Raw genomic sequence first — 12,739 nt, forward strand, 5'->3', positions numbered from 1 at the left:
GGACACGGCCGATCGGAGCCGGTTTGGTGACGCCGCCCCGCAGGGATACTCCGCCACGGACCGGCGACGGGGGCCGTCCCTGCACGGGCCGCGGCTTTGGGGGTGCCGACGTGGCGCAGCAGACCGTACGGGACGCGGGCCCGGCGGCGGACCGGCCGGACGTCCACCCCTTCCGGCAGTTCGTCCTCAAGGTGCACGGCCACTGCAACCTCGCCTGCCGCTACTGCTACCTCTACGAAGCCGCCGACCACGGCTGGCGGGACCGCCCGGCCATGATGAGCGACGCGGTACTGGAGCGCACGGCCCGGCGCATCGCCGAGCACGTGGCGGCCCACCGCCTCCCGCACGCCGCCCTCGTCCTGCACGGCGGCGAGCCCCTGCTGGCCGGCGCCGGCCGGCTCGGCCGCGCCGTGGACCGGCTGCGCGCCCTGCTGCCGGCGGACTGCGCCCTGCACCCCACCGTGCAGACCAACGGCACCCTGCTCACCCGCGACCGGCTGCGCACCCTCGCGGCACACGGCATACGGGTGGGCGTCAGCCTCGACGGCGGGCTGCCCGCGCACAACGCCGCGCGCGTGGACCACGCGGGGCGCCCCGCCTGGTCGCGCGCCGTCCGCGGGCTGCGGCTGCTCGCCGAGGTGCAGCCGGACGCGTACGCCGGCATCCTCGCCGTCGTCGACCCGCGCACCGACCCGGCCGAGACCTACGCCTCGCTCGCCGCGCTCCGCCCGCCACGCCTGGACCTGCTGCTCCCGCACGGCAACTGGACCACCCCGCCACCGGGCCTCACCCCTGACACCGCCGACCGCCCCACCCCGTACGGCGACTGGCTCGCCGCCGCCTTCGACGCCTGGTGGGACGGCGGCCCGGGGCAGCCCGGCGTCCGGCTCTTCGAGGAGTGCCTGGCACTGCTGATGGGCGCGCCGGCGGGCGGCGAGTCGCTGGGCCTGACGCCGTTCACCGCGGTCGTCGTGGAGACCGACGGCAGCATCGAGCAGGTGGACTCCCTGAAGTCCGCGTACGAGGGCGCCGCCGCCACCGGCCTGGACGTTTTCCACCACACCTTCGACGACGCGCTCGCGCACCCCGGCGTCGCCGCCCGGCACGCGGGCGCCGCGGCCCTCGCCCCCGTGTGCCGCGCCTGCCCGCTGGTACGGGTGTGCGGCGGCGGCCAGTACGCGCACCGCTACCGGCACGGCAGCGGCTTCGCCAACCCCTCGGTGTACTGCGCCGACCTCCAGCGCCTGATCCGGCACGCGGCGGGACGGCTGGCCGGTGCGGCGCGGGGGCCCGCGCGATGAGCAGCCGGATACCCCTGGACCTGCTGCGCCAGCTGGGACGGTCCGAAGGCGGGGCCGAGGTGCTGGGGCTGCTCGTCGACGACCAGCGGGTACGGCGGCTGCTGGCGCTGCGCGCGCTGCTGGACGCCGTGGACACCGCCCGCACCCCCACCGTGCCGCGGTCCGCGGCGGCCCGGGTCGCCGAACACTGGGGGCTGCTGGAGGCGGCGGACCGCGCAGGCCGGGACGCCACCCGCCAGGTGCTGTACTACCCGCTCCTCGGGCCCTGGGTACGGCGGGTCCTGCGCGGGCTCGCGGCCGCCGTCCCGCCGCCGGACCTCCTGCCCGACCTGGAACACCTCGGGGCCGTCGCCGCCGCCGCTGCCGCCCGCGCCGGGCTCCCGTTCACGCTGCGGCTGCGTGCCGCGAACGGCACGCTCGCCCTGCCCACTCTCGGCGCCCACGCCCTGCCCGGCCCGGACGCCGGACACCGGGGGCCACCGCCCGACGTCGAACTCACCCACCGTGGCGGCAGGTTGACCCTCCGCCCGGCCGCGGGGCCGCCCGCCGTACTGTGCCGCCGGCCCGACGGCATCTGGGAGTCGGCCGCCCCCGCGTGGCGGCCGCTGCGCCCACTCACCGGCGGCCCGCGCCCGGTACTCCTCGACGACCTCGACCCGTTCCGCACGGCCGACAGCGGCCTGGAGCGGCACGGACTCAAGCCCGCCGAACCCCTCGGCACGGCCGAACGCGCCGGCTGGCAGGCCGCCTGGGCCGGGGCCGGGCCGCTGCTGGAGCGCGGCGGCCCGACCCGCGCCCTGGAGGCCGGCATCCTGCTGGACTGCATCGTGCCGCTCGCGCCGCCGCCCCAGGCCGGCCCGCACGCCGCGGGCCCCGCACACTGCAGCGGCACCCGCCGCGAGGCGTTCGGCGCGGTCCTCAGCTCCGCACCGCAGACCCCCGCCTTCCTCGCCGCCACGCTCGTCCACGAGCTCCAGCACGCCAAGCTCTCGGCGCTCACCGAGCTGACGCCGCTGCACCACGACACCGGCACCACCCGGCACTGGGCACCCTGGCGGCCCGACCCGCGCCCCTTCGACGGACTGCTCCAGGGCACGTACTCCCACCTCGCCCTCGCCGACTACTGGCAGCGCTTCGCGCTGACCGCCGAGAACGCGCTGGAGCGCCACACCGCCTGGGCCGAGCACTCCCGCTGCCGGGAACAGGTCGGCGCCGCGCTGTCCACGCTGCTCGGCTCGCGCGCCCTCACCCCGGCCGGCCGCGTGCTGGTCGGAGCCATGGCGGACCGGCTCACCCGATTGCGGGAACGGCCGCCTCCGGAGGGCTACTTGGCCCGGGCGAGCGCCTACGTGGAGACCTCGCGGACGATGTGGCGACGTCAGCACGCGCGATGACCGCCGACGACCGGTTCGCCGGTGTATGTTCCCCACGAGGGCAGCTCTGACGGTCCTTGCCCGGCCGTTCGTTCGTACGCAAGACGAGGGAGTCGTTCGAATGCCCGCAGCGCGCAGGACCCTTTCGCACGGAGGCCGGCCACCCGTCACGATCAGCTTCGCCGGGTTCAACCGCGCCTGGGCCGCCTGGATCGGCGACCGGCTGGAACGGCACGGCATGCGGGTCGCGTTCCAGCGCTGGGACCCCCGCGCCGGCACCCCGCTGGAGGACGCGCTGCGCGACCTCGCGCTCGCCGAGGGCACCGTCCTCATCGTGCTCAGCGACTGGTACATCCAGCTCGGCCCGCGCAGCCACGACGAGTGGAACGGCGCGCTGCGCACGGTCGTCGCCGAGCGCCAGGACAAGTTCGCCGCCGTCTCCGTCACCACCAACGCGCTGCCCACCGCCACCGCCGTCTTCGGCGCCGCCGAACTGGCCGACGTCGGCGCCCGCGAGGCCGAACGCCGCCTGCTGGCCCGGCTCGGCATCGACGCCGACCCGCACCCCGACCCGGAGGAGGACGGCGAGGGCCCCCGCTACCCCCAGGAGCAGCCGCGCGTCTGGGGCGGCGTGCCGCGCCGCAACACCCGCTTCACCGGCCGCGAGCCCCTCCTCGCCGACGTCTACCACCGCCTCCAGCAGGCCGAGCGCGGCGCCGCCGTCTGCACGCTGTACGGCATGTCCGGCGTCGGCAAGACCCAGCTGGCCACCGAGTACGTCTACCGCTTCGGCTCCGAGTACGACGTGGTGTGGTGGGTCTCGGCGGGCGAGCGCACCCCCATGCGCCAGCGGCTGGCCGAGCTGGCCCCCGCCCTCGGGCTGACCACCGGGCAGGAGTACGGCGAGCGGCTGCGCGCCGTCCGCGACGCGCTCCGCCGCGGCGACCCCTCCTCCCGCTGGCTGCTCGTCCTGGACGGCGCCGACCAGCCCGAACACGTCGCCGACATGCTGCCCTCCGGGCCCGGCCACGTACTGCTCACCTCGCAGAACCGCGAGTGGGGCGAGCACAACAGCATGATGTTCGAGGTCCCCGTCTACACCCGCGAGGAGTCCATCGCCTTCGTGCGCCGCCGCGCCCCGCGCCTGGACCGCGAGGAGGCCGACCGGCTCGCCGAGGCCCTGGAGGACCTGCCGCTGCTGCTCGACCAGACCGCCGGCTGGCTCAGCGACTCCTCGATGTCCGTCGACGAGTACGTCGAACTGCTGGGGAGCGGCGCCGACGCCGAGGTCGTCCGGGTCGCCCACGACTTCCCGATGACCTACCAGACCTCCTGGTCGATACTGCAGAACCGGCTGAGCGAGGCCGTCCCCGCCTCCGTCGACCTGCTGCGACTGTGCTCCTTCTTCGCGCCCGCCGCCATCCCCGTACGGCTGCTCCGCGAGCTCCCGCCCGGCGACCTGCCGGAGGAGCTGACCGGGCTGATGAACGACCCGCTGCTGTGGAACCAGGCCCTCAGCAAGCTCCTGCAGTACTCCGTCGTGCGCATCGAGTCCCACGACGTCACCGCCGACGACGTCTCGCCCGGCGGCGAGATCCTCTACATGCACCGCATGGTCCACCAGACCGTCCGCGCCCTGATGCCGGACCGGCAGATCGAGGAGTACAGCCGCGTCGCCCAGCGCGCCCTGGCCGCGGCCGATCCGCTGCGCCCCACCGACACCCGGCTCTGGCCGCGGTTCGCCGAGATCGCCCAGCACCTCAAGGCCGCCGACGTCCTGGTCAGCCGGGACCCCGACGTGCAGAACCTGGTCCTGAACGTGCTGCGGTACATGTACCTCTCGGGCGAGTACCGCGCCGGGCTCAAGCTCGCCGAACGCGCCCTCGCCCGCTGGCGGGAGACGCTCGGCGACACCCACCCGCGGATCTGGGACCTCAGCTACCACTACGCCAACCTGCTCCGCGCCACCGGCGACTACGCCGCCACCGAGGCGCTGGACCGCATCGTCCTGGACCACCTGCGCGACACCCAGGGCCCGCGCGACCTGGACACCCTGCGCGCCGCCAACGGGCTCGCCGCCGACCTGCGCGGCCTCGGCCGCTTCGACGAGGCGCTGGAGCTGTCCACCACCGTCCTGCAGGGCTACACCGACCTGGTCGGCGAGCAGGACTCGCGCACCCTCAACGCGCAGAACAACCTCGCCGTCTCGCTCCGCCTCCTCGGCCGCTACACCGAGTCCCTCGCGCTGAACCGCCGCACCCTGGAGGCCCGCCGCGAGCTGCTGCGCCCGCGCCACAACTGGTCCCTGTTCTCCGAGATCCACGTCGCCACCGACCTGCGGCTGCTCGGCCGGTACGCCGAGGCCACCTCGGTGCAGGAGCACAGCGCCCGGGTGCACCGCATCGTCATGGGCAACGACAACCCCCAGACGCTCCGCGCCGAGCACAACCTCGGGCTGTGCTTCTACCGTTCCGGCGAACGCCCCAAGGCCGGCCGGCTGCTGGCCCGGGTCCTGGAGCGGTGCGAACGGGTGCTGGGCGAGACCGACCCGCTGACCCTCATGGTCGGCGTCAGCTACTCCTGCTTCGCCCGCGAGCACGGCAGCCTGGACCAGGCCAGGGAGATCGGCGAGCGGGTCACCGACCGGTACCGCTTCCAGCTGGGCGAGGCCCACCCGTACGCCATCGGCGCGCGGGCCAACCACGCGCTGGTGCTGCGCGCGGCGGGCGAGCGGCAGCAGGCCCTGCTGCTGACCGAGGAGGCGCTGGCGGGGATGGACCGGGCCGTCGGCCCCGACCACCCCTGGACGCTGGGCTGCGCGCTGAACGCCGCGGCCGCCCGCAACTTCGCGGGCGACCCGGAGAGCGCGGCGGAGCTCGGCCGGGACACCGTGACCCGGGCCGTCGCCACCCTCGGCCTGCGCCACCCACTGACCCTCTCCGGCCAGGTGGCGCTCGCCGCGGACCTGCGCGGCCTGCGCAAACGCCAGGAGGCCGACAAGCTGGAGGAGGAGGCGCTGACCGGGCTGAGCACCGTACTGGGCCCGCAGCACGCCCACACCGTCTCCGCCCGCGCCCGTACCCGGCCCTTCTGGGACTTCGAACCGCAGATCATCTGAGGGGACGTCAGTGCCGGGTGCGTGCCACGGCCGCCCCGCGCACTAGGCCGGAATCCGCTCGCGGCGGCCCGGCGCCGTGGGATACGGAAGAACAGGGCCGTATCGACGGTCCCTTCACAGGAGAGCAGGACCGTATGGCACAGCCGGCGGAGTCGACGTTCCCGCAGCGGCCGACGGGCGCGACCGCCCGGGTCCCGCGGCCCGCCCGGCCGGTGCGCCCCGGGCCGCCGGCCGGCCCCAGGGTCACCGTCAGCGTCGCCGCGGACAGTCGCGCCTGGGGCGACTGGATCGCCGACCGCCTCGAACGCCACGGGCTGCGCGCCCCGCTGCACCACTGGGACCCGCCCGCCGCCATGGAGCTGCGCTCCGCGCTCGCCGGCCTCACCCTCTCCGGCGGTCGGATACTGCTGGTCTTCAGCGCCGGCTACTTCCAGCCCGGCGTCCGCACCGGCCGGGAGTGGGACACCGCGCTCGCCGCCGTGAACGCCGCCCACCCCGGCCGCTTCGCCGCCGTCTCCGTCACCGACCCCGGCAACCTCCCGGCCGGCGCCGCCGCGCTCGGCCCCGCACAGCTCACCGAGGCCGGCGCGCACCACGCCGAACGCCTCCTGCTGCGCCGCCTCGGTCTCCCGGACACCCCGGCACCCGGCACCGGCGGCCCGCGCTTCCCGCTGGACGCCCCCGCCGTCTGGGGCGGCGTGCCGCGCCGCAACCCCCGCTTCACCGGCCGCGCCGCGCTCCTCGCCCACATCCACCGCCGCCTGGAGCACTCCGTACGCGGCGCCGCCGTCTGCACCCTCCTGGGCATGGCGGGGGTGGGCAAGACTCAGCTGGCCGCCGAGTACGTGCACCGCTTCGCGACCGAGTACGACGTGGTGTGGTGGGTCAACGCCGGTACGGGCGACCGCGCCCGGCGCAAGATGGCGGCGCTCGCCCCCGAGCTGGGGCTGCGCACCGGCCCGGGGGAGCGGCTGGGCGCGGTCGTCGACGCGCTGCGCCGCGGCGAGCCGTACCGCCGCTGGCTGCTCGTCCTGGACGGCGCCGACGACCCGGCCGCGGTGGCGGACCTGCTGCCCAGCGGCTCGGGCCACGTCCTGATCACCTCCCGCAACCGCTCCTGGGACACCCACAACACCCTCCTCCTCCCGGTTCCCGTCCTCGGCCGCCCGGAGAGCGTCGCCTTCGTCCGCCGCCGCGCCCCGCGGCTGACCGCGGCCGACGCCGACCGGCTGGCCGCCGCGCTGGAGGACCTGCCGCTCCTGCTGGACCAGACGGCGGGCTGGCTGAACGACTCCGACATGAGCGTCGACCGGTACCTGCGCCTCCTGGAGGGCGGCATTGCCGACGCCCGCACGGTGGTCGCCGACGACTTCCCGATGACCTTCGCCGCGGCCTGGACCGCCCTGCTCGACCGCATCGCCGAGACCGCTCCGGACGCCGCCGAAGTGCTGCGGCTGTGCGCCGTCCTCGCGCCCGGCACCGTACCGGTCGGCCTCCTCGCCCGGATCCGCGGCGACTTCACCCCGGTCACCGGCGACCACCGGCGGCTCCAGGAAGCCCTGCGGCTGCTCGCCCGCTACTCCGTCGTGGAGGCCACCGAGACGGCCGACGGCACCGAGGTGGCCTGCGTCCACCTGCACCGCATGGTCCGCCTCCTGGTCCGCGAGGGCATCCCGGCACCGGAGCGGGAGCGGTACGCGCGGGCCGTCCGCGGCGCGCTCGCCGCCGCCGACCCCGGCCGTCCCGACGAACCGGCCCACTGGCCGGCGTACGCCGGGCTGCTGCCGCACCTGCTGCCCGCCGGCGCGCTGGACGCCGACCCCGCGGAGACCGCCGCACCGGTACTGAACTGCCTGCGCTACGCCTATCTCACCGGCGCCCAGGACACCGGCCTCGCCCTCGCCCGGCGCGCCGACCTCACCTGGGAGCGGCTGCTGCCCGAGGACCACCCGCACCGCCTGGACCTGCTGCACGCGCACACCAACCTGCTGCGGGCCACCGGGCAGTACGCGGCCTGCGAGGCGCTGGACCGGCCCGTGCTGGAACGGCTGCTCGGCGGGCGCAGCGCCCCGGACGCCGAGATCCTGCGCGCCGCTGCCGGCCTCGCCGCCGACCTGCGCGGCCTCGCCCGCTACCAGGAGGCGCTGGAACTCTCCCGGTACGTCCTCGACGGCAGCCGGGAGACCTTCGGCGACCGCGACGCCCGCACCCTCGCCGCGCAGAACAACCTCGCGGTCTCCCTGCGGCTCCTCGGCGCCCACGACCAGGCCGTGGAACTGGACCGGGAGACCCTGCGGACGCGCGGCGAGATCCTCGGCACCGGCCACCCCTGGACGCTCTGCTCCGAGCTGCACCACGCCACCGGCCTGCGGCTCACCGGCCGCATCGAGCCGGCCCTGGAGACCCAGGAGCGGAACGCCCGGGCCCACCACCGGCTCCTGGGCGCCGACCATCCGCAGACGCTGCGCGCCGCGCACAACCTGGCGCTCTGCCGCCGGGGCGCCGGTCAGGGGGAGCGCGCCCGGCAGGGGATGCAGGCGTTGCTGGACCGGTCGGTGCGGCTGCTGGGCCGCCGGGACCCGCTCACCCTGATGATCGCGTCCGGCGCCGGCTGCCTGGAGCGGGAGTCCGGCGACCCGGAGCGTGCCCTGGCGATGGCCGAGCGCACGTACCGGGCCTACCGCGATCTGCTCGGCCCCGCCCACCCGTACACCGTCGGCAGCGACGCCAACCACGCGCTGGCGCTGCTCGCGACGGGCGACCGCGCCGCGGCCCTGGGCACGCTCTCCCGGGCCCTGCCCGCCATGGAGGTCGCGGTCGGTCCCGGCCACCCCTGGACGCTCGCGCTGGCGCACGACACCCGCTCCACCGAGGCGGACCTGCCGCCGTACCAGCTCCGCGACTTCGAGCCGCTGACGATCTGAGCGCCGCCGACGGCCCGGCGGCGTACGCCGAAGGGGCGGGGCCCCACCGAATCGCTTCGGTGGGGCCCCGCCCCTTCAGGTGCCGTACGAGCCGGTGGCTCAGGCGTCGAACGCCTCGGCGATGAGCTGGGCCTGCTCGGCCTGGTGGCGCTTGGCCGAGCCGACCGCCGGCGAGGAGCCGTGCGGCCGCGAGATGCGGCGCAGGCGCTCCTTGTGCGGCACGTCGGCACCGACCGCCAGGTCCAGGTGGTCGATCAGGTTCAGGCCGAGGAACGGCCAGGCGCCCTGGTTGGCGGGCTCCTCCTGGACCCAGATGTACTTGCCGGCGTTCGGGAACTTGGCGATCTCCGCCTGGAGCTCCTTGCCGGGCAGCGGGTACAGGCGCTCGATGCGGACAATCGCCGTGTTGGCAGCCTCAGCGTCGTTCGCGCCGCGCTTCTCCCGCTCCGCCTCCAGGTCGTAGTAGACCTTGCCGGAGCAGAAGATGACCTTCTGCACGGCGTTCGCGTCGACCGAGCTGTCGCCGATCACCGGGCGGAAGCCGCCGGTGGTGAACTCCTCCGTCTTCGACGCCGCGGCCTTCAGACGCAGCATCGACTTCGGGGTGAAGACGACCAGCGGCTTGTGGTGCGGGTTGTGCACCTGCCAGCGCAGCAGGTGGAAGTAGTTGGAGGGGAGCGTCGGCATCGCGACGGTCATGTTGTTCTGCGCGCACAGCTGGAGGAAGCGCTCGATGCGGGCCGAGGAGTGGTCCGGGCCCTGGCCCTCGTAGCCGTGCGGCAGGAGCAGGGTGACGCCGGAGGTCTGGCCCCACTTCTGCTCGGCGGAGGAGATGAACTCGTCCACGACGGTCTGCGCGCCGTTGACGAAGTCACCGAACTGCGCCTCCCACATGACCAGCGACTCGGGCCGGGCGAGGGAGTAGCCGTACTCGAAGCCCATCGCCGCGTACTCGCTGAGCAGCGAGTCGTAGACGTTGAACCGCTCCTGGTCCTCGGAGAGGTAGAGCAGCGGCGTGTAGTCGTTGCCCGTCTCCCGGTCGATGAGGACCGCGTGACGCTGGCCGAAGGTGCCGCGACGGGAGTCCTGGCCGGCGAGCCGGACCGGGGTGCCCTCCATCAGCAGCGAACCGATGGCCAGGGTCTCGCCCATGCCCCAGTCGATCGTGCCGTCCTCGACCATGGCCGCGCGGCGCTGCAGCTGGGGCAGCAGACGCGGGTGGACGGTGACCCGGTCGGGGATGTTGACCTGGGACTCGGCGATCCGCTTCACGACCTCCTGGGAGACCGCGGTGTCCACGTGGACCGGGAACTCGGCCTGCGGCTGCGGCACCTCGGGGGCGGCCGGGGTCGTGGTGGCCTCGCGGACCTCCGTGAAGACCTTCTCCAGCTGGCCCTGGAAGTCCTGCAGCGCCTGCTCGGCCTCTTCCAGCGTGATGTCGCCACGACCGATGAGGGACTCGGTGTAGAGCTTGCGCACCGAGCGCTTCTTGTCGATCAGGTCGTACATCAGCGGCTGGGTGAAGGCCGGGTTGTCCGACTCGTTGTGGCCGCGGCGGCGGTAGCAGATCAGGTCGATGACGACGTCCTTGTTGAACGCCTGGCGGAACTCGAAGGCGAGCCGCGCGACGCGCACCACGGCCTCCGGGTCGTCACCGTTCACGTGGAAGATCGGCGCCTCGATCATGCGGGCCACGTCGGTGGCGTACATGGAGGAGCGGGCCGACTCCGGCGCGGCGGTGAAGCCGACCTGGTTGTTGATGACGATGTGCACCGTGCCGCCGGTGCGGTAGCCCCGCAGCTGCGACATGTTCAGCGTCTCGGCGACCACGCCCTGGCCGGCGAACGCGGCGTCACCGTGCAGCTGGACGGGGAGGACGGTGAAGTCCGTGCCGCCCTTGCCGATGATGTCCTGCTTCGCGCGGGCGATGCCCTCGACGATCGGGTCGACCGCTTCGAGGTGCGAGGGGTTGGCGGCCAGCGAGACCTTGATCTGCTCGCCGTCCAGGCCGGTGAAGGTGCCCTCGGCGCCCAGGTGGTACTTCACGTCGCCGGAGCCGTGCATCGACTTCGGGTCGAGGTTGCCCTCGAACTCGCGGAAGATCTGCGCGTAGGACTTGCCGACGATGTTGGCGAGGACGTTCAGGCGGCCGCGGTGGGCCATGCCGATGACGACCTCGTCCAGCCGCGACTCGGCCGCGGAGTCGATGACCGCGTCCAGCATCGGGATGACGGACTCGCCGCCCTCCAACGAGAAGCGCTTCTGGCCGACGTACTTCGTCTGCAGGAAGGTCTCGAAGGCCTCGGCGGAGTTCAGGCGGCGCAGGATGCGCAGCTGCTCGTCGCGCTCCGGCGGGGTGTGCGGGCGCTCCAGGCGGTCCTGCAGCCACTTGCGCTGCTTGGGGTCCTGGATGTGCATGTACTCGATACCGGTGGTGCGGCAGTACGAGTCGCGCAGCACGCCGAGGATGTCGCGGAGCTTCATCATCGACTTGCCGGAGAAGCCGCCGACCGCGAACTCGCGCTCCAGGTCCCACAGGGTGAGGCCGTGCTCGGTGATGTCCAGGTCGGCGTGCTTGCGCTGCTTGTACTCCAGCGGGTCCGTGTCGGCCATGACGTGGCCGCGCACCCGGTAGGCGTGGATCAGGTCGAAGACCCGGGCCGCCTTGGAGACGTCGTCGTCGTGGCTGACGTCGATGTCCTTCAGCCACCGGACCGGCTCGTACGGGATCCGCAGCGACTTGAAGATGTCGTCGAAGAAGTCGTTCTCGCCGAGCAGCAGCTGGCTCATGATCCGCAGGAACTCGCCGGAGGCGGCGCCCTGGATCACGCGGTGGTCATAGGTGCTGGTCAGCGTCATGACCTTGGAGATGCCCAGCTTGTTCAGGGTGTCCTGCGAGGTGCCCTGGAACTCGGCGGGGTAGTCCATCGCGCCGACGCCGACGATGAGGCCCTGGCCGGGCATCAGGCGCGGCACGGAGTGCACGGTGCCGATGCCGCCGGGGTTGGTCAGCGACGCGGTGACGCCGGTGAAGTCCTCCATCGTCAGCTTGCCGACCCGGGCGCGGCGGACGATGTCCTCGTACGCCTGCCAGAACTCGAAGAAGCTGAGCGTCTCGGCCTTCTTGATGGCGGCGACGACGAGCTGGCGGTCGCCGTTCGGCTTCACCAGGTCGATGGCCAGACCGAGGTTCACGTGGTCCGGCTTGACCAGGGTGGGCTTGCCGTCCTTCTCGGCGAACGAGTAGTTCATCGAGGGCATCGCCTTGAGCGCCTGCACCATGGCGTACCCGATGAGGTGGGTGAAGGAGACCTTCCCACCGCGGGCGCGCTTGAGGTGGTTGTTCATGACGATGCGGTTGTCGAACAGCAGCTTCACGGGGACGGCGCGCACGGACGTGGCCGTGGGCAGCTCCAGCGAGGCGTTCATGTTCTTCGCCACGGCGGCGGAGGGACCGCGCAGCGTGACGAGCTCGGGGCCCTCGGGCGCCTCGGCGGCCGGCTTGGCCGCGGGCTTGGCGGCCGGAGCAGCCTTGGCCGGGGCCGGGGCGGCCTTCGCCGGCGCGGGCTGCGCGGGCGCGGGCTGCGCGGCGGCAGGCTTGGCCTCGGCCTTGGCCGGGGCGGCAGCCGCCGGCTTGGCGGCCGGCTGGGCCGGCGGGGTCGCCTGCGCGGCAGGCTTGGCCTCGTCAGCTGGGGTGCCCGACGTCACCGGGGCGCCCGGCTTGTAGTCGGCGAAGAAGTCCCACCAGGCTCGGTCTACCGAGTTCGGGTCCTGGAGGTACTGCTGGTAGATCTCGTCGACGAGCCACTCGTTCGCACCGAATCCGGCTGCAGGGTTCTTACCCTGCCCGTCTTGGTCGGTCGAGGCACTCGAAGTGTTGGGGGACTGTGGCGACACGGCGGCAACCGCCCTCTTCCGCTTCCTAAAGGTGGTGGACAGCGGGAATAAAGGCTACGCCTCTGTCGACCGATGCTGCAGTCCGGGAGGGGTACTCGTCGCGCACGTCACATTTGGCGGCGGGTT

The 12,739-nt window shown here is 73.9% G+C and carries 5 protein-coding genes; 4 read left to right on the top strand and 1 reads right to left on the bottom strand.

Going from position 1 to position 12,739, the window contains the following annotated elements:
* Positions 1 to 110: 110 nt before the first annotated feature.
* The 4 genes from ABZ840_RS08710 (at position 111) to fxsT (ABZ840_RS08725) (ending at position 8,716) form a co-directional block, all read left to right on the top strand.
* The gene (locus tag ABZ840_RS08710) at positions 111 to 1,301 is read left to right on the top strand and encodes an FxsB family cyclophane-forming radical SAM/SPASM peptide maturase (RefSeq protein WP_361555496.1); all 1,191 of its coding nucleotides are present in this window, start codon (positions 111 to 113) and stop codon (positions 1,299 to 1,301) included.
* Positions 1,298 to 2,695, top strand: a complete 1,398-nt coding sequence (locus ABZ840_RS08715; RefSeq protein ID WP_361555499.1) for an HEXXH motif-containing putative peptide modification protein — start codon at positions 1,298 to 1,300, stop codon at positions 2,693 to 2,695. Before ABZ840_RS08710 ends, ABZ840_RS08715 begins: the two co-directional genes overlap by 4 nt.
* Before the next feature lie 100 nt (positions 2,696 to 2,795).
* Positions 2,796 to 5,792, top strand: coding sequence for an FxSxx-COOH system tetratricopeptide repeat protein (gene fxsT / locus ABZ840_RS08720; protein ID WP_361555501.1), 2,997 nt, complete (start codon positions 2,796 to 2,798; stop codon positions 5,790 to 5,792).
* A gap of 134 nt (positions 5,793 to 5,926) precedes the next feature.
* The gene (gene fxsT, locus ABZ840_RS08725; protein ID WP_361555504.1) at positions 5,927 to 8,716 is read left to right on the top strand and encodes an FxSxx-COOH system tetratricopeptide repeat protein; all 2,790 of its coding nucleotides are present in this window, start codon (positions 5,927 to 5,929) and stop codon (positions 8,714 to 8,716) included.
* Positions 8,717 to 8,815: 99 nt separating this feature from the next.
* Here fxsT (ABZ840_RS08725) and ABZ840_RS08730 read toward each other — a convergent pair whose 3' ends face one another.
* The gene (locus ABZ840_RS08730; protein ID WP_361555507.1) at positions 8,816 to 12,613 is read right to left on the bottom strand and encodes a multifunctional oxoglutarate decarboxylase/oxoglutarate dehydrogenase thiamine pyrophosphate-binding subunit/dihydrolipoyllysine-residue succinyltransferase subunit; all 3,798 of its coding nucleotides are present in this window, start codon (positions 12,611 to 12,613) and stop codon (positions 8,816 to 8,818) included.
* Positions 12,614 to 12,739: the final 126 nt, after the last annotated feature.

Origin of the sequence: Streptomyces sp. NPDC047117, assembly GCF_040643545.1 — a bacterium.
GTDB lineage: Bacteria > Actinomycetota > Actinomycetes > Streptomycetales > Streptomycetaceae > Streptomyces.

What these genes read in the sequence shown, in the direction of transcription:
- fxsT (WP_361555501.1), top strand. Translation starts at nt 2,796, where the DNA reads ATGCCCGCAGCGCGCAGGACCCTTTCGCACGGAGGCCGGCCACCCGTC.
- fxsT (WP_361555504.1), top strand. Translation starts at nt 5,927, where the DNA reads ATGGCACAGCCGGCGGAGTCGACGTTCCCGCAGCGGCCGACGGGCGCG.
- ABZ840_RS08715 (WP_361555499.1), top strand. Translation starts at nt 1,298, where the DNA reads ATGAGCAGCCGGATACCCCTGGACCTGCTGCGCCAGCTGGGACGGTCC.